At 42.3% G+C, this 24,347-nt stretch carries 17 protein-coding genes, 1 tRNA gene and 1 pseudogene; 4 read left to right on the top strand and 15 right to left on the bottom strand.

Annotated features, from left to right (window positions below; translation table 11 throughout):
* Window positions 1–74: 74 nt before the first annotated feature.
* Both BDI_RS21375 and BDI_RS21475 read right to left on the bottom strand, forming a co-directional pair.
* Entirely contained in the window at window positions 75–3,128 is a 3,054-nt protein-coding gene (locus tag BDI_RS21375; protein WP_011967267.1) for a DUF6383 domain-containing protein, read from the bottom strand.
* 1,289 nt (window positions 3,129–4,417) lie between these two features.
* Window positions 4,418–4,543 (bottom strand): LytTR family transcriptional regulator DNA-binding domain-containing protein, encoded by a 126-nt coding sequence (locus BDI_RS21475; RefSeq protein WP_121959920.1) that lies wholly within the window; start codon window positions 4,541–4,543, stop codon window positions 4,418–4,420.
* 379 nt (window positions 4,544–4,922) lie between these two features.
* Between BDI_RS21475 and BDI_RS16535 the strand changes: the two are divergent.
* Both BDI_RS16535 and BDI_RS16530 read left to right on the top strand, forming a co-directional pair.
* Window positions 4,923–5,507, top strand: a pseudogene (locus BDI_RS16535) (tyrosine-type recombinase/integrase); the annotation flags it as partial.
* Window positions 5,508–5,580: 73 nt separating this feature from the next.
* Window positions 5,581–6,558: a PDDEXK nuclease domain-containing protein gene (locus BDI_RS16530; RefSeq protein WP_041525611.1), complete on the top strand. Its 978-nt coding sequence runs from the start codon at window positions 5,581–5,583 to the stop codon at window positions 6,556–6,558.
* Window positions 6,559–6,619: 61 nt separating this feature from the next.
* Here the strand turns inward: BDI_RS16530 and BDI_RS16525 are convergent, their stop codons facing one another.
* From BDI_RS16525 to BDI_RS16510, 4 genes are all read right to left on the bottom strand, one after another.
* Window positions 6,620–7,420, bottom strand: a complete 801-nt coding sequence (locus BDI_RS16525) for a GNAT family N-acetyltransferase (RefSeq protein WP_011967264.1) — start codon at window positions 7,418–7,420, stop codon at window positions 6,620–6,622.
* Window positions 7,417–8,214 (bottom strand): class I SAM-dependent methyltransferase, encoded by a 798-nt coding sequence (locus BDI_RS16520; protein ID WP_008772948.1) that lies wholly within the window; start codon window positions 8,212–8,214, stop codon window positions 7,417–7,419. Before BDI_RS16520 ends, BDI_RS16525 begins: the two co-directional genes overlap by 4 nt.
* A gap of 30 nt (window positions 8,215–8,244) precedes the next feature.
* Window positions 8,245–9,180 (bottom strand): GNAT family N-acetyltransferase, encoded by a 936-nt coding sequence (locus BDI_RS16515; RefSeq protein ID WP_011967263.1) that lies wholly within the window; start codon window positions 9,178–9,180, stop codon window positions 8,245–8,247.
* Between the two features lie 125 nt (window positions 9,181–9,305).
* A tRNA-Leu gene (locus tag BDI_RS16510) sits at window positions 9,306–9,389 on the bottom strand.
* Window positions 9,390–9,585: 196 nt separating this feature from the next.
* Here BDI_RS16510 and BDI_RS16505 point away from each other — a divergent pair.
* Window positions 9,586–10,668, top strand: a complete 1,083-nt coding sequence (locus BDI_RS16505) for a mannose-1-phosphate guanylyltransferase (protein ID WP_009016577.1) — start codon at window positions 9,586–9,588, stop codon at window positions 10,666–10,668.
* A gap of 44 nt (window positions 10,669–10,712) precedes the next feature.
* Here BDI_RS16505 and BDI_RS16500 read toward each other — a convergent pair whose 3' ends face one another.
* Genes BDI_RS16500 through aroQ form a run of 5 tightly spaced genes read right to left on the bottom strand, consistent with a single transcriptional unit; the run spans window position 10,713 to window position 14,877 of the window.
* The gene (locus tag BDI_RS16500) at window positions 10,713–11,942 is read right to left on the bottom strand and encodes an FtsX-like permease family protein (protein WP_008778805.1); all 1,230 of its coding nucleotides are present in this window, start codon (window positions 11,940–11,942) and stop codon (window positions 10,713–10,715) included.
* An 11-nt stretch (window positions 11,943–11,953) separates the two neighbouring features.
* Window positions 11,954–12,289: a 30S ribosome-binding factor RbfA gene (gene rbfA, locus BDI_RS16495; protein ID WP_005859883.1), complete on the bottom strand. Its 336-nt coding sequence runs from the start codon at window positions 12,287–12,289 to the stop codon at window positions 11,954–11,956.
* Between the two features lie 12 nt (window positions 12,290–12,301).
* The gene (locus BDI_RS16490; protein ID WP_005859885.1) at window positions 12,302–12,937 is read right to left on the bottom strand and encodes an O-methyltransferase; all 636 of its coding nucleotides are present in this window, start codon (window positions 12,935–12,937) and stop codon (window positions 12,302–12,304) included.
* Between the two features lie 5 nt (window positions 12,938–12,942).
* Window positions 12,943–14,400, bottom strand: coding sequence for a pyruvate kinase (gene pyk, locus BDI_RS16485; RefSeq protein ID WP_005859887.1), 1,458 nt, complete (start codon window positions 14,398–14,400; stop codon window positions 12,943–12,945).
* 60 nt (window positions 14,401–14,460) lie between these two features.
* Window positions 14,461–14,877, bottom strand: a complete 417-nt coding sequence (gene aroQ / locus BDI_RS16480) for a type II 3-dehydroquinate dehydratase (protein ID WP_005859889.1) — start codon at window positions 14,875–14,877, stop codon at window positions 14,461–14,463.
* Between the two features lie 101 nt (window positions 14,878–14,978).
* Here aroQ and xerD point away from each other — a divergent pair, with 101 nt between their 5' ends.
* Entirely contained in the window at window positions 14,979–15,884 is a 906-nt protein-coding gene (xerD, locus tag BDI_RS16475) for a site-specific tyrosine recombinase XerD (RefSeq protein WP_005859891.1), read from the top strand.
* Window positions 15,885–15,923: 39 nt separating this feature from the next.
* On the opposite strand, the gene BDI_RS16470 is transcribed toward xerD, so the two are convergent.
* From BDI_RS16470 to BDI_RS16455, 4 genes are all read right to left on the bottom strand, one after another.
* The gene (locus BDI_RS16470; RefSeq protein ID WP_011967262.1) at window positions 15,924–16,820 is read right to left on the bottom strand and encodes an Rpn family recombination-promoting nuclease/putative transposase; all 897 of its coding nucleotides are present in this window, start codon (window positions 16,818–16,820) and stop codon (window positions 15,924–15,926) included.
* A gap of 332 nt (window positions 16,821–17,152) precedes the next feature.
* Window positions 17,153–18,658, bottom strand: coding sequence for a RagB/SusD family nutrient uptake outer membrane protein (locus BDI_RS16465; RefSeq protein ID WP_008779096.1), 1,506 nt, complete (start codon window positions 18,656–18,658; stop codon window positions 17,153–17,155).
* A gap of 17 nt (window positions 18,659–18,675) precedes the next feature.
* Window positions 18,676–21,873 (bottom strand): SusC/RagA family TonB-linked outer membrane protein, encoded by a 3,198-nt coding sequence (locus tag BDI_RS16460; protein ID WP_008779095.1) that lies wholly within the window; start codon window positions 21,871–21,873, stop codon window positions 18,676–18,678.
* Window positions 21,874–22,025: 152 nt separating this feature from the next.
* The gene (locus BDI_RS16455) at window positions 22,026–24,266 is read right to left on the bottom strand and encodes a glycoside hydrolase family 2 protein (RefSeq protein ID WP_008779094.1); all 2,241 of its coding nucleotides are present in this window, start codon (window positions 24,264–24,266) and stop codon (window positions 22,026–22,028) included.
* Between the last annotated feature and the right edge of the window lie 81 nt (window positions 24,267–24,347).

Raw genomic sequence — 24,347 nt, 5'->3', positions numbered from 1 at the left:
ACGGATTACTTGGGATCGAAACCCTCACGGGAATTGTTGATTATCTTATTTCATTATTCCTTTATTGAATATCCTTATTTTACAGCTACTTTCACTGTCTCGTTACCTACCGTTACGAATACTACACCAGCAGGAGCGGCGATAGTAGCGTTGTCGGAAGTAAGAACCGTCTCAGCAACTGTCTGGCCTAATACAGTACGAACGTAAGCAGTCTCGCCTGCGGCACCTTGGATAGTTACGACACCGTTACCGGCTACAACTACGATAGAAGATTCTTTTGCGTCGATAGATTCGTTGGCTGTCGGAACCTCTGTGCCAAGCGTGAAGACCATTGCCTTTTCTGGATTTGTTGTTAAACCTAACATACCATTCAAAGCATATACATAAGCTGTCTTATAAACATCACCCTCTTTGACCTTTCTTTGAGAAGAAACGAAATATTCATCATCTCCCTCCGCAAGTGTGATATTAAATTTGAACGCATCCAATCGATCTGTTGATTTCACGCTCTTGTCATCGTTAAGCTCCTTAACAACCTTAACGGTCTCACCTTTCACGGTAGTAGTGATTGTATCAACCCCCGTAAGGATAGCCGGGCGGAAGATAACCTTCGTCTCAGACTTGCCTGAACCTTCCAAATAATATTTCTCGTCCGTATATTGTTGCGCAGAACCTTCAACGAAATAATGCAAAGAATCTGTCGGATTGAACATGAACATTCTCTCAGCCGGTTTTTCCTCACCTTCAGCCACCTCAATACCCTTAGAGATATAGAATGACGGAGTCTTAGCCTTGCTATCCGCTGTATCTAACCAGAAGATCATGCTTTCAGCGGACAAGATGCCCTCGTTGAAGCCATTCTTATTCAACTGATAGTTGATAGAGCCTAACATATTGTCGAAAGAAGCGTGACGAGGTTTAGCGGCCAATGACGGGTTGAACGGATTAGCGTCCAAAACCTCAACGTTAGCGTAAGCCTCATTCAAGGCTTTAGCTGCCATATAACGACCACCATCGAAAGAAACCTTCAAATCTGTTGTTCCAATTTTTGCTGTTTTCGCATTTGAACCAGTGGAACCCTCATAACTAAGCTTACCGTCTGTTACATCCTTCACCGCAACTAAAGAATAAGCGCCAGCGGCATTCTTAACAACAGCGAACTCTGTAGCGGCATCAGCAGCCTTATCTCTAGATGCGGCAGCGCCAAGATATTTAGCATCATCACCTTTGGCTTCCGTATAGCGTAAAACATAAGTCGGAACAACCAATGTATCGCCATCAGCCTTCATGACAACCTCTCCCTTATCATTCAAATAAGCGAAAGCATTTGTGCTTATCACATAATCCTCAACACCTTGCAGAGATTTAGTAGAATGATCTTTCGCTCCCTTTATTCTTTCCGGATAAAGAACGATTAAATTCTCCTCTTTGGTTGAAGCCTTCATTGTTTTAGTAGCATTGTCATCAATAGCGTAAAGAGCTTTCTCTCCGAATAACGCGTCCTTACCATTGAATGTCATCTTAAAGCCTTCAGCGATCTGAGTATCCGTGAATACCTTATATCCGTCCGTACGAGTCGTAGCGATCGTGTTGAACTTAACGGAAGTATTGTTTGCTAAAGCTAACGCTGTTGTTACACCCTTATTTGCGGCGATTGTTACATCAGTGCCGTTGTACTTAGCGTTAACTACCTTATAGCCACCTTCAGCACCATTAGGTTGTAAACGTAATACTAAATCATCACCAGTCTCACGGTTTGTCAATGTAAATTCATATTTGCCGTTGAAGCCAGAAACGATCCATTGTGATACCGGCATAGTGAAATCTACGCTATTATAAGCGGCGACACTTAAGCTTGAACCATCAGCAGGATCTATTGTCAAATACTTATGGTACTCAGTTTGTGAATCAGCCTCATCATTCTCACTCTTGGTTGAGCTAGTGAAGTAGATATTAACCACATTCTCAATGTTCTTCTTCAACAATACTGAAGCGTCAAGGTAAGAGTTTTCACCTAGTTGAGGATGGATAGCGGAATATTTCGTTCCTGACATTAGAACAGAAGTAACATAAGTTTTCGTATCAGAAACAGATGGCTTAACAGCAGCTACGTAAACCTTCGTCGCAGCTGTTGTTTGATCTTTTTTCTTATAATCAACAGTCAACGTCAATTTACCATCCTCATTCAATACGTCTTTCGCCGTAATCGTAAAGTTTGCGTTAGAGCAAGAGTCAGCGTTGGCTGTAGCAACCGATCCCTTCATCCAATACAAAGCATATCCCTCATTGTCTTGCTTACCATTGATGTCATAACGATTAGAGGGATCTAAAGCTAAGAATGTAATTTCTTGAGCCGCTGTCAAGATTGCGTCATTATCTGGAGTCTCTGCATTTACCGCACTAACAAATGCCTTAACTTTCTTCGAATCACCTTTCACGAAATAAGTACCGGCAGCCAACTTATTCTCATCAGAAGGTTGAGTTGCCGCAACCTCATCCGTAAATGATACGGGAACAACCTTATCAAACAAATTTCCAACCAGTTCATTCGTTGTATAATCGAATGACAATGTTGTGCCATTTGAATTATAGTCATTCAAATAAGCGGCATCAATACCCTCTGAGCAAGAGAATGCTTTCAAGCCATTCTTTACTTCTTTTGTAGGTACAGTTACTGTATACAAACCTGAGAATTTCAACTTGCCCTCTGATACAGCGAACTTAGCATTCAACTCAGAAAGATTGTTGCCGGTAGCGGCAGTCAACGCATTACCGTCTTTATCGGTAACTACCTGATAAGCCACACCACCAACATTAGCCCACAACTCAAAAGAGTTAGATGAATAATTACGGATAGTAAATACGACTCCTGTAGTCACATCACCGTCAGCAGCACCAAAAGAAATAACCTTCTTTTTGTCCTTCGTCGTAAGAACATCTGTAACCTTCAACAACGTATTCTCAGACGCACCTAGATAAAAGCTCATTCCATTAGCAAGAGCCGTCTTATTCTCGCTATAGGAAATTACGGTCTTAGTCGTAAGATCAGTAGCGGCATACGCAGCATTAAAAGCAGGTCCACCTAGCAGTAAACCAGCTGTTAACAAGGTAAAAATCCTTTTGTTCATAAATTCAAAATTTAATATTAATAATAGTGTTAATTAAAGTCCATCCCGTCGTTTAGCACCCTTGTTTTACCCGAAAACGACTAGTCTAAACGATCGTCTAGATCTTGCGTTTTTTAAGGGGGTAAAAAGAATGGTTCGTGAAAGGAATCGGCTGTTTCGTAACGGATAGCCTATTTGATTGATAAGAAAGAGGATAAGGGGTGAAAAAAATAGCTCAGAAGGGTTGCAAGTATCGAAGAAACGCGTACCTTTGCAAATGACTAAAAGAATCGATCGTTTAAACTAGTCGTTTCTATCCCATAAAAGATTGTCAAACATCAACGTATTTAACTATATATAATGTACAGGCGTACATTAAAATAATGTAAACCTATCAAAGCATAAGATCTGAATCAAGCTTCCTCTTTGACACAAAAGTATTGATAGTACCGCTAGCTTCGAGTTATAGGTATTTTATAGGCTCACCCGATAATCATTGGGGATATCTTCAGGCTCATCTATATTTCAGCCGGCAGCCTAAGATAAGTCGGCCAACAGATGAGATCATGAGATAACTATTGCCATATAAATCGCTGTCTTATAAACTATTAATCAACAGACCAACTCACTTGAGAAAGGCCTCCCAAGTGAATAACTAACCACTTCCAGACTCGTAAGCTTACGGCTACCCCCAGCCGTAAGTTATTCACCTGACAAGGCATAAATTATACATTAACCGTCTCTCCCCCGATGGTTATCGGGAAATGGCAGAGGAACTATAGATACAAGTGGCCCATTTGTCTTTTTGACAACTTGTAATCTGAAGTCCCGGAGAATCGATTATTCCGTACCCAAGTGCGTCTCGCTTCCAAATTCGAGAGAAAAAAACAGCAATTCTCTGTTTGATAGCCGTTTGCTGAAAAACAGCCTTCCGTTCCAGCCGAAATAATTCACCCTAGTTCATGTTTTACGGTCGTTAGGCGGTAATAATGCCCAACGCTACCGCATGTGAGGGCCGATACCTATATATGTGTAGGCTTACGCCACTATATGTGTAGCTTGACGCGACTATATGTGTGGGTTAACACTGCTATATGTGTGAGTTGATACAGCCATATGTGTAGGTTGATACGTATATATTCGTTAAAAAGCGACGCTTATCGTGTTAAAAAGCGGTTGTGGTAGCTTGTTCGCGCTCCCCGCTTACGCTCGTTGGCTTTTATAGCCAGAGAGCCGTGTCGTGAAAAAGAAGGTATTTCAATCAAAAAGATACCATTCATCGCATTAAGCTGACATCCGCAATTCTTGTCTTATCCCTTTGAATTAAGTCTGTCCCCAATAAATATCGGGTGAGCGTTTACTTGATTAATATTGGCAATATATGAACGATGAATCTGCAGAAAAATATCTTGAGGCAACGATTCGTCAGCAACCACGTCTCTGGCTCATAGACAAAAAACGAAACGGCAGACATCTCCGCCGTCCCGCCCAAAAGAGATAGCCTTATCTCTGTTTGTACACATGTCAAGGTTGGTTATTTACTGATATCAGGGCCTATATAAACCCTGTTTTTCATATCGTGCGTAAACATAAGACTTTTTTTCGACAAAAGAGCAGATTCCTTCTTCTTTTTGGGAATACATGTTCTAAACATGCCACACTACCTCTTGGCTACTAGCGTGAGCTTCTATTATAGAGGAACTATGAAAAAGCATTTTACATCAAAACATAAAGCTAAATCCTTTCTTCTGCGAAGCATTGAACCGTTCAATCTCCAAAGAAAGGAATTTCTTTAACTGATTAGCCATAAATATTAAGAAAGACCTGCGCATGATGCAGATTGCATTCAGCCGCTTTAAGGACTTTCTGAAAGAACAGTACCCATTATATGAATGCAACATCAAACCCGAATTTATCACTAAGGATATGATGGTTCTGTTTGTAGACTATTTGCAATCCCGTAGCGTTGGCGAGGGAGCAAAAAGTATCTATCAGCGTTTCAAGAAAGTGATACGCTATACCATCGAACACGATGTGATACTGAAAGACCTTACATATAAGAATGTAGACTACTCAAACAAGCTATTGAAGTTTGAACAGAATAAGACCAAAGGGCATTCTTCTGCTAGTGGAGTAGTCATTCCTTTGAATGACGGTTTGGTCTCTATTATTGGTGAACCTCTTGCGGATGGCAACAAAGATGTGCTTATATTTAATCTACCATCCTATGAAAGCTGCTGTAAATCAGTGAAGCGTTGGGTGAAAAGAACCGGAATAGACAAGCACATAAGCTGGCATTGCGGCCGTCACTCATTTGCAGTGAATATCCTTAACAATGGTGCTAATATTAAAACAGTAGCCAGTTTGCTCGGACATAGCGGGCTGAAACATACGGAGAAGTGCCATTCAAGACACGCTGTAAGCACAAGCAGCACACTCTGTAAACCTTGCACTAACTTCCCGTAACTGGCTTATGGGCTGTTATATCGTGGAATTTGAACAAAACGGAGAAGACCGTGCAGCCTATGGTGAGCAGCTTTTGAAGAAGTTGGAAAAACAACTAAATACCAAAGGGCTTAACGAACGTAGATTCCGGTATTTCAGACGTTTATATCTTGTGTATCCACAGTTGAAAGATGAGGTTCTTCACTACGTTATGTCAGGTTCGAAAATTCGGCACACACCGTCCGCCAAATTGCAACTAACTGATAGACAAAACAATGCATTGACGCTATCACCTAAAAAGGTCTTTAACAAGTTACCCTATTCTCATTTAAAAAGTATATCTCAATTAGACAATCCGACTAAACGTGCTTTTTATGAATTCGAAGCAATTAGGGGATGCTGGTCTTTTAGAGAACTGGAACGTCAAATCAACTCATTATATTATGAGCGTAGCGGACTATCCAAAAACAAAGAAGCACTTTCAGCATTAGTACAACAACAAACCACACAACTACAGCCTGCGGATGTAATAAATACTCCCTTGACCTTAGAGTTCTTAGGGTTAAATGAACGGGCATTAGTTACAGAGAATGATTTAGAGCAAGCCATCCTTGATAATTTACAAAAGTTCCTTCTGGAAATGGGACACGGCTTCTGCTTTGAAGCTCGCCAAAAACGCATACTGATAGATGAAGATTACTTCTTTGCTGACCTCGTTTTCTATCACCGCATATTGAAATGCCATGTCATAGTGGATTTAAAAATTGACAAATTCCACCATGAATATGCATCCCAACTGAATATGTATCTAAACTACTTCAAAGCAGAAGTAATGCAGCCCGATGATAATCCACCAATCGGTATTTTGCTTTGTACTGAAAAAGGAGATACTTTAGTTCGTTATGCCACAGCAGGATTAGACCCAAATATTTTTGTACAAAAGTATAAAATCCAGTTGCCCAGTGAGGAAGAATTCAAGAGATTTCTTTCAAAGGAGATAGGCTAACAACTTTCAATAAAAACAAAGGTTTAGTTCATTTTAGATATACAAGAGAAATGGACTAAACTTAATCTGTAACCTTTTCATTATAAAACCTCAAAAATTCCATTTCACCCACCTGCTTTAAAAATTTCTGATTTTCAATAAAGTCTTGCCCATACTTTAACCAACGTTTTGTAAAACCTTTGAACTTAGTACAAGGAAATAGATGACATTGGTAGCAGTGTGTTATTCCTTTCTCAACGCAACACAGGTAAAATGTTCTACATTTTTCACAGCGGGTTTTGTTTTCCTCTGCTCCCTGACAAATTTTTTCATCTCGTGTGTAGCTTGGACAACCGCCACAGAACACACCACAAGCAGGAATACGACCATGATATGGTTTTATTACAGATAAGGTTTTTGCCATCCAAAAATTAGTCAAATTCAATTTATTTGCCTGTCGTTTTTGTTCCTTCTTCACCACGTATTTTTGCTTCTCAAAGAATGGACGAGCAGTTAGACTCACTTCTGATGTGATTTGTATAATACCTTTTGTAATAGCATATCGTTCTATTTCTTCCAAAAGCATAGTTGCAATGCCTTTGCCTTGAAAGTCTGCGTGAATGAACATAGAGTGCAGATAGCCTTGCGGCGTAATGGATGAAAAACCTACAATCTGAGACAGTTGATTAACAGCCACAATAAAATAGTGAGTCTTTATCATTTCCTCTATATTGGAAAGATCATCTCCGCATGATGCCCAATCTTCAACTTCATCCTGTGAATAATCACGCCTGTTTACTACAAGCACGGTATTCTTATATAAATCTCTCAGTTCAGCACTATCAGATTGTTGCGCTATTCTGATTTTAAAGTCCATTTTCATCTTTGGTTTTGTATCTTTTCGTATAATACCTTATTATCATTAAGGGTTAAAACATATATCTGTTTTTCCGAATTATCGTTAAATGCTTCTTCTTCAAAACTTCCAAACTTGTGAATAATATCAAATCCAGCCCGTTCCAGATATGAATCCAATTCTTGAGGGAAAAACATCCTCATGTCCAAATTCTGGATTGAATGAAACTCGCCATTGATAAAATAGTGCCATTCTATGCGATTGATTTGGGTTGTACTCTCATAACGCATTGTTTGTTTTATCAACACATCCCGTCCATCATCCGTTGTATATTCGGCAATTACTGCCTGCACTTTTTCGCTCTCGACAATATACTGGATGTTGGGATTAAAGCAATCTAACAGAAATAAGCCTCCTGCTTTGAGATGATTTCTAACGCACCCTAACGCATTGAATAAATCTTCGTTTCTGTATAAATGGTGGATTGAATTAAATGGAATAAAGATTAGGTCGAATTTTTCTTGCAAGTCGAGCATTCTAATATCTGCTTCTATGAAATCAATCACTAATTCTGCTTCGATAGCCTTCATCTTTGCTTGTTCGAGCATTGAGGGTGTGTAATCTACTCCGCAAATGCTGTATCCATCTTTGGCAATGGGGATCGTAAGTCTGCCTGTACCACAGCACAGTTCAAGTATTTCAGCCTCCTTATTTTTCGGTAGCCACTTTTTGTAGAATTGCAAATCAGATAGAAAGGTATTTAATCCATCATATATATTTGCATCATAAATCAACTCACCAACCTTGTAACCTATATTCATTTATATTCTCCAATACTCATTGTTTCATGTTTATATACCAAACTTATTTCTATTCTCTTTCGTGTCCGGATGGATATGCCATAGATTAACCTTATTTTCCTTTATTTCTGCAACCCAAATAGCATGAACATTATTTAGAACCTGATCTGAACAAATGGAATATCCCTGCATAATAACCATAGAACCATTTACTGTTACGCTCTCGAAAATGTTTCGATATCCCGGATAAAGTCTAAAAAACGGCTTCCATGCCTTAACTATATTATCAGATTTTCCTACAATTCGATTGTTTGCCATATCGATAAAAACATGATTTTCAGTCATTAAACTGGATAGTGCGTTAATGTCAGCCCTACTGATACATTCATTAAATTGCAAGGTAATAATTTGGGGGTCTATCATTATCTCTTCTTTGCTATATTTATCATTATTACCCCATTCGGTCTTAAGCTGCGCATAAATTATATCATCTACCCAATCCCCACGCAAATAATAGCTCTCCTTAAAGTGAGCTTCCTTTCTGAACCCCAATCGCTCTATTAACTGGATAGAAGCTGTATTTCTCGGATCGACTGAGGCTATAATCCGATGTTTATCGAGCGTTCCAAAAAGATAATCAACCATTGCTTTCAATGCTTCTGTAGCATAACCTTTTTTCTGATAATCTTTATGTAGCGTACATCCAAGTTCAGCCTGCATATTGTTGTGATTGGTAAAGCTGATTCCCATATCACCAATTAACCTGTTTTCATCTGCAAGAATAATGGTAAACTGAAAACATATATTGGCAATATCCATTGTCGCCGGCATATTGCTAATATAATCACGGACTTCTTCAACTGAATCAGGGAACCATCCCTGATACTTATTTTCCGCAAAGTCAGAACGGTAAGAAAAAATGCTTTCTGCATCTTCCGGTTCAGCAAGCCGTATGATTAATCTTTCTGTTTTAATGGGATATTTCACCTTGTTGTTTATAAATTCATGAGTTGAGCAAAGATACAAAAATTGTCTAGCCGTGGATAGTCCTGCCGAATAATTACATACAAAAAAAGCTTGACTGATTACTCAATCAAGCTTTTCAACTTCAGTACCCAGAGCCGGGATCGAACCGGCATGGAAGTGAATCCACTGGTGTTTGAGACCAGCGCGTCTACCAATTCCGCCATCTGGGCATTTTTAATTAACCTTTAGCAGTAGGTTTGTTTCTCAAATGCGTTGCAAAGGTACAGCTTTTTTTTAAACCCGCAAGCGTTTGGGTGAAAATTTTCAAATATTTTTTTCACAGTGGGAATATGTACGGGATTGTTTCGCATAGAAAGATTATTTCGTTACATTTGTAAACGTATAATCATAATAACAGCCAATATCATGAAAGATAATTATTGCGTCATCATGGGAGGCGGAATCGGTAGCCGTTTCTGGCCTTTCAGTAGAGAAAGTTACCCAAAGCAATTCCTTGATTTTTTTGGGAGCGGACGGTCTTTACTGCAAATGACATTTGATCGCTTCGCAAAAATCATCCCTACTGAAAATATATACATCGTTACCAACGAATCTTATGCGGACTTAATCAAGGAGCAGTTGCCGGAATTAGCGGAAGAACAAATCCTTTTGGAACCGGCTCGTCGCAATACAGCTCCTTGTATCGCTTATGCGGCTTATCATATTAAGGCATGCAATCCGGAAGCCAATATTGTCGTAGCCCCTTCCGACCATCTGATCTTAAAAGAGGATGTTTTCTTGAGGGACGTTCAAAAGGCGTTGGATTTCGTGAAGAGAAACCGTGCGTTGGTCACCTTGGGCATCAAGCCTAGCCGCCCGGAAACAGGATACGGATATATCCAAAGCAGTGATACGGTAGTAGATGATTTCACCAAGGTGAAGACCTTTACTGAAAAACCGAACCTCGAGTTGGCAAAGGTATTTATGGAAAGTGGAGAATTCTTCTGGAATTCTGGCTTGTTCGTCTGGAACGTGAATACGATCTTGGAAGCGTTCTCTAAATATCTCCCGGATATCAGCAGCCGTTTCGATCTAGGTAAGGATAAATTTAATACCCCGGAAGAAAAAGCGTTCATCCAAGAGAATTTCCCTTATTGCCTAAATATATCCATCGACTACGGTATCATGGAGAAAGCGCACAACGTATATATGCTATGTGTAGATTTCGGTTGGGCCGACCTCGGTAGCTGGGGATCTTTGTTCGACCTAGCGAATAAAGACGAAAATGAGAACGCAGTATTGAAAAATAACGAGGCAATGCTATACGAATGCTCCGGCAATGTGATCGCATTAAATAACCCGAAACGTCTAGCCGTTATCCAAGGGCTAAAAGATTGCATCGTGGCTGAGTCCGGAAACGTATTATTGATTTGTAAGAAGGATGACGAACAACGTATCAAACAATTCGTAGCCGACGCTAAAATCAAATACGGAAAAGAATACAACTAATTAAGAATTGAGAATTGAGAATTATCGGCAAGCGGTATTCATTCTCAATTCTCAATTTTCAACTTCTTAGCAAGATATCGTACAGGATACCACGCAGCCAAAAAGCCTATCGTTAATACCGTTACAAAGACTGTTATTATATCCACCGTGACTACACGTACTGGATAAGCCTCTATAATAAACGCTCCGGCAGCTTCCCCTAGTTTTATAAAGCCAAACTCTTGTTGTAGCAAGCAAAGTACAACCCCGATCAAGACTCCGATCAAAGCTCCAAAACCGGAGATCATCCAGCCTTCAAACAAGAAAATCCGACGGATCAGACTGTCATCAGCCCCCATATTACGCAGTGTACTCACATCCTCCTGTTTCTCGATCATCAACATGGATAAAGAACCCACCACGTTGAATAAGGCGATCGCCAATATAAAAGTAAGGATCAAGAAGGTCATCCATTTCTCGACTTGCATCATCTTGAAAGAAGCCTCTTGTTGCTCAAAACGGTCTTGCACGATATATTGATCACCTAGGATACGTTGAATCTCTTTCTTTACCGGAGCGATATCTCCGCTATCTTTCACCTTCAATTCCACCGCTGTCACTTCTTTATCATAATTAAATAAAGAACGGGCCAATGACAAAGGCACGATCATATATGAATCATCGTAAACCTGTTGGTCCGTACGAAAGACAGCACCGATATAAGCATATTCCAAATTGAAAGAAGAAGCCGGATTCGCCATGTTCACCTTCTCCTCCCGCTTCGGAGCGTAGATCTCCAGCGGAGAGACAAAGCCTGCGTTTATTCCTAGCGAGAAAGCCAATCCGATCCCCATATTCGCATAATTCGCTACCTCGTCATTCAGAAGGAACTTTCCATCGATCAAGATACTATCGATCTGCGCCAGTTTCTCATATTGCTCGTCTACACCTTTCAAGGTAGCTACACCCTGACGATCTCGATAACGGACCAAGGCATTGTCCTGCAATACCTCACTAAAACAAACAATGCCGGGCAATTCCCTCACCTTACGTATCTCTTCCGAGGTCGGGTCGAAAACCTTCCCTTTCCGGGGCATGATCTTCAACTCCGGATCAAAATTGCTGAAGAGAGAAGATACCAAATCGTTGAAACCATTATAGACCGACAAGGCGCATACTAAGGCGATCGTGGCGACAACAACCCCGCATACCGATACCATCGATATGATATTTATGGCATTGTGCGACTTCTTCGAAAAGAGATATCGCCGGGCTATATAGAACGGAAGATTCAAGGCTCCTCTGATTACTTATGCAAAAGATTGTCGATATTCTCGATATAATCCAATGAATCGTCTATAAAGAAGCTCAATTCAGGAATCTTACGAACCTGCAAACGAATACGTTGCCCCAAATCAAAACGGATCGCTTTCGTATTGCTCCGTATAGCCTCCAATAGCTCTTGCGATTTGTCCGACGGGAAAATGCTTAAATAAGCTCTCGCCACACTTAAATCCGGACTTACACGAACTACGCTGACAGAGACCAATACGCCATGCATTCCTTGCGTCTGCTTCTGAAATATATCACTCAACTCCTTCTGAAGAAGGCGTTCGATCTTTTGTAATCTAGTACTTTCCATACGCTTTATTATTTACTTTTTCCAGATCATCGTCAAGCCGTCACGTAAAGGGAGGATCACCTTCTCTACCCGATCGTCTTGCTTAACCTTTTCATTAAAAACCAGTATTCCCTTCGTTTGTTTATCGGAAGGATGCACTTCTTCTACCACTTTACCGTCCCAAAGCGTATTATCCGCGAGAATCAAGCCGCCCGGACGGACCATCGGGAATACCAAATCATAATACTCGGAATACAGGCGTTTGTCGGCATCGATAAAAACCATATCGAACGTCTCATCCAAACGGGGGATAATCTCCATCGCATCCCCAAAATGGACTTTTATCTTGTCCTTATGTAGCGAGCGGGAAAGATATTTCATGATAAAATCCTCCATCTCGTCATTGATCTCGATCGTATGGATCAATGCCCCCTCTTCCATGCCTTCCGCCATACACAAAGTGGCATAAGACGTATAAGTCCCGATCTCCAAGACTCTTCTCGGACGAATCATCCGGCAAAACATCTTCAATATCCTACCCTGCAAATGCCCGGATAGCATACGCGGACGGAGAAGGTTCACATTGGCGTCGCGATTCAACGCCGACAGCAAATCCCCTTCTTCATCTATATGAGAAAGAATATACGCATCAATCTCGCCCGTAAACATTCCTCTTACTCTTTAAAAGTAGGCAACTGATATTGCGTGCCGGCATCCAGCACCTTTCCTACGTTGTTAATCTCCAAAAAGCTGGTACCGCCACCTTCGCCGAAGCTACCGCTCAAATACGCTACCATATCGTTGCGAGTGATACGTCCGCTATGGATCAGCTGGTTCAACGCATCATAGAAATATCCCCTACGGCTGTCGTTGTACGGCTGATGAACCGCCCATACCCCATAAGAAAGACCCAACATACGCATCACACGAGGATTATAGCATATAGCGAACACAGTAGAGGTTCCGCGGAAAGCGGCCAGATAACGTGCCGTACGACCCGTGTAACTATCCGTGATAATCGCCTTCACATGTAATTTAGAAGAAGACTTAACAGCTTGTTTCGCCAAGAAAGAAGTTACGTCTAAATCATTCCCCTCGATCGGCACACGGATATCATTCGCGGAAAGCTTGGTCTTCTCGGCTTCACGAGCCACTTTCGTCATGGTCTGTACCGCCTCGATCGGATATTTTCCATAAGCCGTCTCACCGCTTAACATCAAAGCATCCGTACGATAATAAATAGCGTTGGCGATATCCGTAACCTCGGCACGAGTAGGACGAGGATTATTAATCATGGAATGAAGCATTTGCGTAGCCACGATAACCGGCTTCTTCACCTCCACGCATTTACGGATCAGCATACGCTGGATACCCGGGATCTTCTCGGCCGGAACCTCGATACCCAAGTCACCACGAGCGATCATAACGCCATAAGCCACTTCCAAAATCTCCTCGATATTGTCTACACCCTCTTGATTCTCGATCTTAGCGATAATCTTGATAGGGCTGTTACGCTCGTCCAAGATACGTTGGATATCCAATACGTCCTGTTTGTTGCGAACAAATGAGTGAGCGATAAAATCGAGATCATGATCGATCGCCCAAAGGATATTATTACGGTCTTTCTCAGTCAACGAAGGCAAATTGATACGTACGCCCGGCACATTCACGCTCTTGCGGCTACCTAGCGTAGCGTCATTCTGGATCTCGCAAAGCAAACAATCGCCGGATTTCCCGGTAACCTTCATTTCCAGATCACCATCATCGATAAGGATGTCGCTGCCAATCGCCAAGTCGTTCACGAAATTCTTATATGACACACAAATACAATCATGCGAAGTTTCCTGATCGGGATTACCGATTACCTTCACGATCTCTCCAGTCTTGAAAGGGATCGGTTCCTTGTTTACCGTCGTCGTGGTACGTACTTCCGGCCCCTTTGTATCCATCAAGATACCGATACGGTCGGATACTGTACGGACGTTATTTACCACACGGGTCAACCCCTCTTCCATCATGTGAGCCGTATTCAGGCGCACCACATTCATTCCCGCTTTATATAACGCCTCAACGAACGCAACGTCGCAGCGCTGGTCGGAAACTGTAGCAACAATCTTCGTATGCTTTAACATATACCTTAAATTATTATAACCTAATTATTAATTCTATTTGATAACCTTCTAAACCTTCTATCACATAAACGATTCGATCGCCAACCGATACGAATCCAGCCCAAACCCAAGAATCACTCCCCTGCATGCCGCCGATATCATCGACACATGACGAAACGATTCACGGGCATGCACATTCGAGATATGCACTTCCACGACTGGCGTAGTAACCGCCTTGATAGCATCGTGCAACGCAATGGAAGTATGCGTATAAGCGCCGGCGTTCAACACGATACCGTCATATTCAAAACCCACCTCATGGATCTTGTTAATTATCTCTCCTTCCACATTACTTTGATAATAAGATATCTCACACTGAGGAAAGCGGGCACGTAACTCGCTCAAATAGTCCTCGAACGAGGCATTTCCGTATACTGTCGGTTCTCGCTTGCCCAACAGATTCAAATTAGGGCCATTGATGATCTGAATCTTCTTCATTCTTAATTGTAAGTTTATTACCTTTGTACCGCCCGTTGAGGCCGGAATTATCCGGCAAAGGTAAGGATTTTATTTGACACATTCATAACGACATACCGACAATGCGACAAGGAAAAGATATAATAAACCGATATAACACCTATTTACGATTAGAAAAATCGCTCTCAGCCAACTCCATCGACGCCTATTTGACAGATCTTGACAAATTGCTACGTTTCGCAGAGGATGAGAAAAAGGACGTTAAGGAGATCAGCTACGACGACTTGCAACAGTTCATCGCCCAATTACGTGACATCGGCATCCATCCCCGATCGCAAGCACGCATCATCTCGGGTATCAAATCGTTCTATCGTTTCTTATTGCTTGACAATTATATAACAAATGATCCGACCGAATTGTTAGAGTCTCCCAAGATCGGATTGAAGCTGCCGGAAGTATTAACCGTCAACGAGATAAATAGCATTCTCGACACGATAGACCTCACGCTTCCCGAGGGACAGCGGAACCGTGCGATGCTGGAGGTTTTATATAGTTGCGGACTGCGCGTATCGGAGCTTACTGGCCTGCGTTATTCGGATATATATCCCAAGGAAGGTTTCATCCGGGTAGAGGGTAAAGGAAGCAAACAACGGCTTGTTCCTATCTCCGAAGTTGCTTTGCGGGAAATTAAAAACTATCTGTATGACCGGAATTCGGTCGTGGTTAAAAAAGGCTTCGAGGATATTTTATTTCTAAGCCGGCGAGGAACGGCCCTCTCCCGTATCATGGTATTTCATATCATCAAGCAACAGACGGAGGCCGCCGGTATCCATAAAAACGTAAGTCCCCATACCTTCCGTCATTCTTTCGCCACCCACTTGCTGGAAGGCGGCGCCAACTTACGCGCTATCCAAGAGATGCTGGGGCATGAGAAAATCACCACCACCGAGATATATACACATATCGACCGGGAATTCCTTCGCAAAGAGATACTGGAACATCATCCGAGGAGCAGGCCAAGAACTTAAAAGAACCGATCCTGCTCCGCTAGCAAAGCCCCAAGGATATCATAAATTATTTATTTCCTCCTCTGACAAACCAGTATAACGCACGACCATTTCCATCGAAAGCCCATCAGACCGCATACGCCGAGCTGTTTCTAGACGTTCTTCCGCACGGCCTTCTTCCCGTCCTTCAAACTTAGCAGTGCTCAACACGTCATTCTGGATCATAATCGCATTCAGATGTTCGTCATAAGCATAACGTTCCTCGGGAGACATTGAGTAATAGCGTAATTTCTCTCGTGCCTCTTCCAAGCCGGGGGCTGTCGTTCCGGAAGTTATGATCCCATCTTTCAAGTATCGCACCCATTCCTCCAAGGGGGTCACGGCCACCTTATCAAACTCATTCACCCGGACCAATATATACTCCGGAAAGATCTCCGAGGGAAGACGCTTGACGATCGCACCCCTCTCCTTGGTATTTACCTGTAAATGATCATGGGTATGCACGCCGACAAATTGGTTCTGCCCGTGATACAGATAATCGGTTCCTACGCCTATATCAAAATAAAGGATACTGATAGAATAGACCTTTTTCACCCCGGAATAGTCCTGTCCCAAATGAAGATGCTCGGTGACGGCTTTCGCCACGCCATAGAGCACACGTTCCAAATAATAAAGCTCGCGGGTATTCTGGATCTCGATAAGGATGATATCTCCCTTTGTGTTCTTAGCCTTGATATCCACCCGATTGAATTTATCATCGGCCATTTGCTGGTTTCCCTCACTCTCCAATATCTCCTCAATCTTGATCTGCTCGCCCAAGAACACGGTAAGAAAGCCTTCTAGCACTCCGAAATTCGCTTTTTGCCGGAGTAGGCGTTTGATGGCCCAGTCGAAACGGATATATCGATCTTGTAATTCCTTCATATACTTCTCCTCTTTTTCTGTTTTCTTTTCCATAGTCATATCATGTTTTAGTTACCCCACTATTGGGTGGCTTCAAATGTACATAAAAAGATCTGGAATACAAGCCTATCCCATCTAAAAAGAAATGTCCTTCTTTTTGGATCCGTAAGTGAATAGCCAACGAACGGGATCGTAAGCGGTCGCAAATGGGTATTCGTGTACCGTTATTACTCTATTTTAATCTCATATTTTATCGATTTAAACTATTTACTTAAAGACAAAAAACATGGATGTGGACAAATGATCACACATCCATATCTAATTATCAACAAATTAAAAGCTATCAGGTTCTCCTAAAATGAACAAATGTAAATACAGCTCAATTCTTAGAAATGAGGATTCTGTACCAAATGGCCATCCGACTTATCAATCTCCGACTGAGGAATCGGCAAGTATTTCTTTGTATCATCCCAGCCTTTGATAAAATCTTTCGCTTGGTTCGTACGTACTAAATCCCAATAACGAATACCTTCCATCGCAAACTCATAACGGCGTTCCTTATAGATATTATCCAATGAAACCGTCGGAACCTTATAATCATCACCCATCGCACGTTTAACGACTCTCGCATAATAATCCTGTGCCTCGCCAACGCTACCTCCACTTCTCAATAAAGCTTCCGATGCCATTAATAGTATGTCCGAGAAACGAATTACACGGTAATTGTTTTTATAATTCAACGCTTCCGTACCAACCGTAGAAGAATACCCTGCACGAGGATGATATTTGCGTACGCTATACCCCGTATATTGATTCACATCCGAGCTAATCGTTCCGCCTTCCGCTCTAAACTCCTCATGATCTATGATCGTTGTCCACTTTCTAGGATCATCCGGTAAAAACGCATCATTCAATGCTTTTGTTACAGGCGCAAACCCCCAACCTTCCACATACACATTATTGGGATCTTTCAAACCTCTGGCTCCTAGCATTATTATATCGGAGTTACCTTGATTGGCCTTGCCTGCCCAGTCATTCGAGTTCCCGATTTCCGTATAATTGACTTCAAAAACAGATTCTTTGCACCACTCATACTCATCATCAAAAAGGACTTTATAATCCGGGATCAAGTCATATTGATAGGCAGGATCGGTAATTAGCTCTTTCAATTGGCTGGCGATCTCCTTCATTTTAGTATCATCATTCTGATAGAGAACGATACGTGCTTTCATTGCGATAGCGGCACCATTCGTAGCTCGTCCTTTCTCATTAGCCGGGACTACCTTGGGTAACTTCCCAATAACGTTATTATCTAAATCCTCTATTAACTTCGCATAGACCTCATCCGGTTGCAATTGAGGGACAGTTGTTATATCATCCAATCCCAAATTCGTCTCGTAATACGGTATGTATCCAAAGAAACGCCACAACTGGAAATAATAAAATACACGTAAGAAATGAGCCTCAGCTACATAACGATCACGAAGCTCCGCCGACATCGTCCCCTCCGGAAGAAGAGGGCATTTCTCTATCACGATATTCGCACGGTTTACACCCTCATACGAACGCCCCCATAAACCCTCGGGTAAGTTTGTCGGTGTCACCCAATTGGTAAAATCATTCACTCGTTGCAACTGCGGTTGATCCGATACCGTCGATCCACCGGTCTCCGCATCATCCGACATGATATTACTAACCAGTTCATAAGAGCTATACGCATTATAAGCGTTCCATTTCAACGGGTCATAGGCAGCGACCAATGCCTCGGTCAAATCCTCCTGTGTCTTGTAATAATCCGTTTCGATAACCTTATTCGTCGGAGACAACTCCAAAAAATCATTGCAGCTACTTAGTCCGAATACAACGGCTAGCAGATAAATATATTTATTCATAACACTAATTTTAATGATTAAAATGTCAAATTCAATCCAAATGTATAAACCCGGGCTTGAGGATATACACCCTTATCTATACCCATTGTTGAACCAATTTCCGGGTCCATCCCTTTATATCCCGTAATAGTCAACAAATTATCGAACGACGCATAAAATCTCAAGCGTTGTATATAAGCTTTCCGGGTCAACTGAGCCGGTAGCGTATAACCTACCTGTAAATTACGTAAGCGCAAGAAAGAAGCATCGTGAACCAACAAAGTAGACGGACGGAAGTTCTTAGGCGTATCACCTAACACAATCCTTGGCATCGAATTGGAGGTACCCGGTCCAGTCCATCGCTCCAAAGCATCCGACGTATAATTGACTGCCGCCAACTCATAACGGCGTAACGCATCGAAAACATCCGCTCCAAAAGAACCTTGGAAAAAGGCACTTAAATCAAAGCCATTCCAATCAGCCGCAACGGTAAGTCCAACCATCCAATCCGGATTAGGCTTGCCTATCATCGTACGGTCCTCGTTATCATCGCTGATCACACCGTCTCCGTTCAAATCCTCAAATTTCGTATCACCGGGTGCCGCATTCGGTTGTATAGGCTTACCGGTAGCAGGACTGATATAGCTATCGATCTCCTCTTGTGTCTGGAAAACCCCAATTGCCTTGTATCCGAAGAAATAACCGATTGGATAACCATTTTCGTTCCTTGATACCGTACCTAAAGTTGGTAAACTCTCTTTATCAATATATCCCGTCTGATTTCCCAGATTCTTGATCTCATTCTTCACATAAGAAGCATTCGCCAAGAAAGATAGATTCACTTTATCTACACTTAATTTATAACCGACTTCAAGCTCGATACCTTGGTTTGTCAATGTCCCGACATTCGATAAAGGCGAGCCACTTCCCACATATAGGGGTATCGGACGCTCCATCAACATGTCTTTTGTATCTTTCTTGAACCAATCAAAACTAAAAGAAAGGGAGTTATTAAAGAAGCGAGAATCAAATCCAAAGTCCAATTGCTCCGATGTTTCCCAACGCAAATCAGGATTAGCCAAAGAAGTAGGCTTTGTTCCGCTATGAATGACACCGTTCGAGCTTACCCCGAAACTATAGTTATTTCCTCCGGTCATTGTCGTAGTATATCCAAACGATCCGATTTTCTCATTTCCGTTCTGTCCCCAGCTTCCGCGCACTTTCAAGAAGTCGAACCATCCCGGTTTATTTTCCATGAAAGGCTCGTTAGTCAACGTCCAGCCCGCAGAGACGGACGGGAAATAGGCATATTGATTATTCCGGCCGAAGTTAGAGGAACCGTCCCGACGAAGGGTTAACTCAAGCATATACCTTTCGTCATAATTATAGTTCAATCGTCCGAAAACGGAGGCCATCCGATGCTCCGTCGCCCCACCTTCCGAATGCTGATCGCCGGGAGAGGCACTATTGGTGAAATCGATCCACGCTTTATGATCATCTTCCGCTCGTAAGTTCAAGGCCGTTCCCTTTACCTTTTTACTATCATACCGTTCCATAGAGGTTCCCAGTAAAACCGCGAAATTATGTTTATCGATCGAACGTTTATAACTCAACGTATTCTCCCAAAGAAGTTTCATGCCACGATTCATCGTTTGCTCCACCCTCGATTTCTCATTCTTGACCATATAACACAAATAACTAACAGGGAACCAATTCCTTTCGCCCCAAAAAGCCATATCCGTAGAGAGAGAGGTCTTAAACGTAAGATTCTCGAATACTTCCAATTCACCCCAAACAGATCCTACAAATTTATCCCAGTCCTTGTTATTGTTTAAGGTCTGCATCATAGCGACCGGATTCACGATCTCTTGATTTTCGATCACGTTATAAATACGGCCTTCGTCATCCTTGACATAACCGGGATAATTTTTTTCGTAATAAGCGAGATCTTCCGCCGAAGGATTCTCCAGATAGACCGATTCGTTCGGTGGAGTCATCACCGCACTTGCCAACGGGCCGGAGAAGTTGTCATTCTCCGAAATACCTTTGGATATGATCCGTGTATATCCTAGGTTCGTACCGACCTTGAAACTACGGAAGAATTTATTCGTCTTATTCTCAAACACATTATAGGTATTGTTGAAACGTAAGCTATATCGTTTATAATCCGACTTATCTTTTCCTCCAACAATTCCTTCTTGATCTAAATAACCAAAAGAAAGGAAATAGCTTCCCTTATCACCACCACCACTGATGCTCGCTTGATGATTCATGATCGGGGCATTCTCGTTATAAATCTCATTCTGCCAGTTCGTCCCTACACCAGCTTTCGAAGGATCATCGTAAATAGGGTCCATCCCGGCATTCACGTAAGCCTCATTCATTATTGTCTCATATTCGGTGGCATTCAAGACCGACATTTTTCGCCAAGGATTTTGCCAACCGATTGAGAAATCATAATTGACAACCGCTTTTCCTTTTTTCCCGCTCTTTGTCGTAACCAAAATAACACCATTAGCCGCACGCGAACCGTAGATAGCGGCTGAAGCGGCATCTTTTAAGACCTCGATAGATTGTATATCCTGCGGATTCAGATAATCGACACCTCCTTCAAGTGGCATTCCATCCACAATATATAAAGGGTTACTATCATTAATAGTTCCTGTACCACGGATACGGACTCTCGACTCGGCTCCCGGTTGTCCGGAATTCTGCATAATGCTTACTCCCGAAACCTTTCCCCGTAACACATCCTCTACCCGGGTAGGTGTCAGCTTCTCCAAATCATCGGAGGTGACCCGGCTTATGGCCGCTGTCATCACGCTCTTCTTCTGGACGCCATAACCAACCACGACCACCTCATCCAAGGCTTGCGTGTCCTCTTTCAAGACAACCTGCAAATCAGTCTGCGTACCGACCTTAACCGTATGGGAGAGATAGCCGATAAACGAGATTTCCAAGATATCGCCATTTTTCACATCTAGCGTAAATACACCATTCATGTCAGAGATCGTACCGGTAGTAGTTCCTTTTACGGAAATACTCGCACCGATAACCGGAGTTCCATTCGTATCCAAGATCGTTCCTCGCAATTTTCTTACCGTTTGAGAAACTTCCATCGGATTTACATCAGGATGGGAAAGGCCGCTTGCCTCCAGATTGCCACTTAAGGAAGCGAGCAATAATGACCCGGCACATATCCAACGCCATCGCTGATCCTTACTTTTCTTTTTCATAAATTATTCGAATTTAAAGGTTTAAACAATATTCCTAACATTACTTTTTGGTTATTCGGACTCTGAGTATTTTCAAAAAAGGGGTAGCATTCCCCTCGACAGCACTCACGAGGAGTGCCGCCGTAGGAAATTGGATATAAAAGCTAACCTAACTAATTTAATGTATACTCAAAGTAATCCTTGAAAGAGGTTACCGCATCGCCTACTTTTAGATAACGGCGACTAAGTACTGGTTTCGCCCCCCCCTTCTCATGATACTCGGCTATCAAAAGATAACCTCCTGCTTTTGAGGGCAATTTCAGAAGGCAAGGTTGAAGCCGCTTGCCAAAAGGTTCAATCACAATAGACTCTTCTTGTGTCGAAATAATAGTTCCTTTCTCGTCTAGTAGTTTCAAGAGAACTTTTCCTGACGAGTCTTTATTCAAGTCGTTCACCCCAACCAAGTTGAAGACTAAATCACTACCCGGTTTCAAGGCAGGGAGATGTTTTGTATAACGATGGTCCGTCAAGTCGATAAAGACCGCCGTTGGAGCGAAGCAATGCTTGAACCACCGGAAAGCCGGCGAAGGTTGCAAGTCCTTAATATCATTGATAAACCAATCTCCCGTGAAACCATAATTATTGGTCAGATGGCAAAAGGCCAAGATTCCACCCACCGAGCGTTCTGAACGCAGCCACTCGGTCTCAAGCTGTAACCAATAGGCTTGCAATTCACGGCATTGAGCCGGAGTAGCGTTCTCGCCGAGATAATAATTATAATTATTGAGTGTCAATTTCGAGGGCCGTCCATCACGCCATAACCAAATCCATCCGTACTCATTGACCAACTGAGGAACGCCCGCATCTAGTATAGAAGAGAAACCTACCCAATTCTCATGCAATGCACCTAAGTTATAGGGATTGTTTTTGAAGTAGTCGTTCAGTTCACTGGAATGCATCAACGTTAGCGCGCGATATGGGTGTGGCTCATCCATCTCATCATTCGTTCCCATCTGATCAGATGTCATATAGCCGGCATCCCAGATCCGGGTCGGGTCTAATTCCTTTAGTTCGGGAATCAGCGTATTTCCTATATAACTGTCCCAATTCTCATTGATCGCATCCCAGATCACGATACTGGGATGATTGCCATCGCTCCATACCCAATTCGTATACTCCTTACGTACCTGTTCATCCCATCCATGATTTTGCCAATAAAGCCACTCATTTTGCAATACGATGCCATACTCATCGCAAAGATCATACCAGAAGTCCGGAACAATACCGACACATATTCGCATAGCGTTCCAATCAATCGACTTTGGCAAGTCTATCATCAGCTTCTTCACCCATTCCCGATCCCAAGCCAACGCTTGACAATCCGGGTCCTCAAAGAAACGTTGAAGCGTGATATTGGAGCCTCGTAAGTAGAATTTATCCCCATTAAGCGTAAAGAATTTGCCTTTTCTCGAAAAATCACGCATCCCGAAGTTCACCGAATAACGATCTACAAGCTCATCTTGGTCATACACCGAGACCTCGCCTTCGTACAAGAAAGGGGAATCCGGAGTCCAAGCCTTCGGATTATCCAAAGAGATACTCGTTTCGAAATAAGTCCTATTATCCCGTTTAACCTCACCTTCAATCACTTTCTTTCCAACCACCTGCCCTGTGGTCTTCTCCTTGACACAGAACTCAATCTTACAAGAGTCCTTCATTTTATCCCCATACAACATTTGGGGTGGATACAAACTTCTCACCAAAGTCTTAACTGTCACCAATCCTTTAGCCAGAGAAGGTAGGAACAAAATCTTGTCGACCCGCATCTTACCGGTAGCCGTGATGAACACGTCGTCCCAGATTCCGGGTAGGTAATGGACTTTCTCCTTATCCGTACCACCGGCAGCCTCGCTAGGCAACCACGCCCGGTCGCCCACCTGAATTAAGATCTCATTGTCCGAGCCATATTTTACGGCACTCGTAATATTAAAATCCATTGGAGTATAGCATTCCATGGAAGACCCTACTTGATGTCCATTCACGAAGACTCGTGTAACGTATTGGCTTTTCTTTATCGTAAGGAATAATTGCTCATCCTTGAATTTCTCGTCGATAAATACTTTTCGCTTATACCAATTATACATTGGCGTATAATCTCTCTCCAAGAAATTAAACTGTTCCACCAACTCCACGCCGTCAGGCTTCTTGAAGAATTTCTCGTATTGAGAAATTTTCGGCCTAGCTAGATGCACCAATCCCGGAACCGGTATCTTACGGGTATATTTCCGTGGGGGAAAAGCATGTTCCGTCTGATCAAAATCCCATTCCCCATTTAATGAGATCGTTGTCCTCCCGTCATCGGCCCAAGCGAATACGGATAGGAAGCAACACATAATTAAAATTATTCTTTTCATGACATCCGATTTATTTAACTCTTTCACGAAGGCAAGTTACAATTATTAGAAACATAAACTTTTTAGAAATTTACCTCCTGC

The organism is Parabacteroides distasonis ATCC 8503 (assembly GCF_000012845.1).
Taxonomy (GTDB): domain Bacteria; phylum Bacteroidota; class Bacteroidia; order Bacteroidales; family Tannerellaceae; genus Parabacteroides; species Parabacteroides distasonis.
This window is presented reverse-complemented; position numbering and strand designations above follow the sequence as displayed.

Excerpts from the sequence above, each read along its gene's own strand:
- BDI_RS16525 (WP_011967264.1), bottom strand. The coding sequence starts at position 7,420 with ATGAAAATGGACTTTAAAATCAGAATAGCGCAACAATCTGATAGTGCT.
- BDI_RS16470 (WP_011967262.1), bottom strand. The coding sequence starts at position 16,820 with ATGGAAAAGAAAACAGAAAAAGAGGAGAAGTATATGAAGGAATTACAA.
- BDI_RS16460 (WP_008779095.1), bottom strand. The coding sequence starts at position 21,873 with ATGAAAAAGAAAAGTAAGGATCAGCGATGGCGTTGGATATGTGCCGGG.
- BDI_RS16465 (WP_008779096.1), bottom strand. The coding sequence starts at position 18,658 with ATGAATAAATATATTTATCTGCTAGCCGTTGTATTCGGACTAAGTAGC.
- pyk (WP_005859887.1), bottom strand. The coding sequence starts at position 14,400 with ATGTTAAAGCATACGAAGATTGTTGCTACAGTTTCCGACCAGCGCTGC.
- aroQ (WP_005859889.1), bottom strand. The coding sequence starts at position 14,877 with ATGAAGAAGATTCAGATCATCAATGGCCCTAATTTGAATCTGTTGGGC.
- rbfA (WP_005859883.1), bottom strand. The coding sequence starts at position 12,289 with ATGGAAAGTACTAGATTACAAAAGATCGAACGCCTTCTTCAGAAGGAG.
- BDI_RS21375 (WP_011967267.1), bottom strand. The coding sequence starts at position 3,128 with ATGAACAAAAGGATTTTTACCTTGTTAACAGCTGGTTTACTGCTAGGT.
- BDI_RS16490 (WP_005859885.1), bottom strand. The coding sequence starts at position 12,937 with ATGTTTACGGGCGAGATTGATGCGTATATTCTTTCTCATATAGATGAA.
- BDI_RS16530 (WP_041525611.1), top strand. The coding sequence starts at position 5,581 with ATGGGCTGTTATATCGTGGAATTTGAACAAAACGGAGAAGACCGTGCA.
- BDI_RS16505 (WP_009016577.1), top strand. The coding sequence starts at position 9,586 with ATGAAAGATAATTATTGCGTCATCATGGGAGGCGGAATCGGTAGCCGT.
- xerD (WP_005859891.1), top strand. The coding sequence starts at position 14,979 with ATGCGACAAGGAAAAGATATAATAAACCGATATAACACCTATTTACGA.
- BDI_RS16455 (WP_008779094.1), bottom strand. The coding sequence starts at position 24,266 with ATGAAAAGAATAATTTTAATTATGTGTTGCTTCCTATCCGTATTCGCT.
- BDI_RS16520 (WP_008772948.1), bottom strand. The coding sequence starts at position 8,214 with ATGAATATAGGTTACAAGGTTGGTGAGTTGATTTATGATGCAAATATA.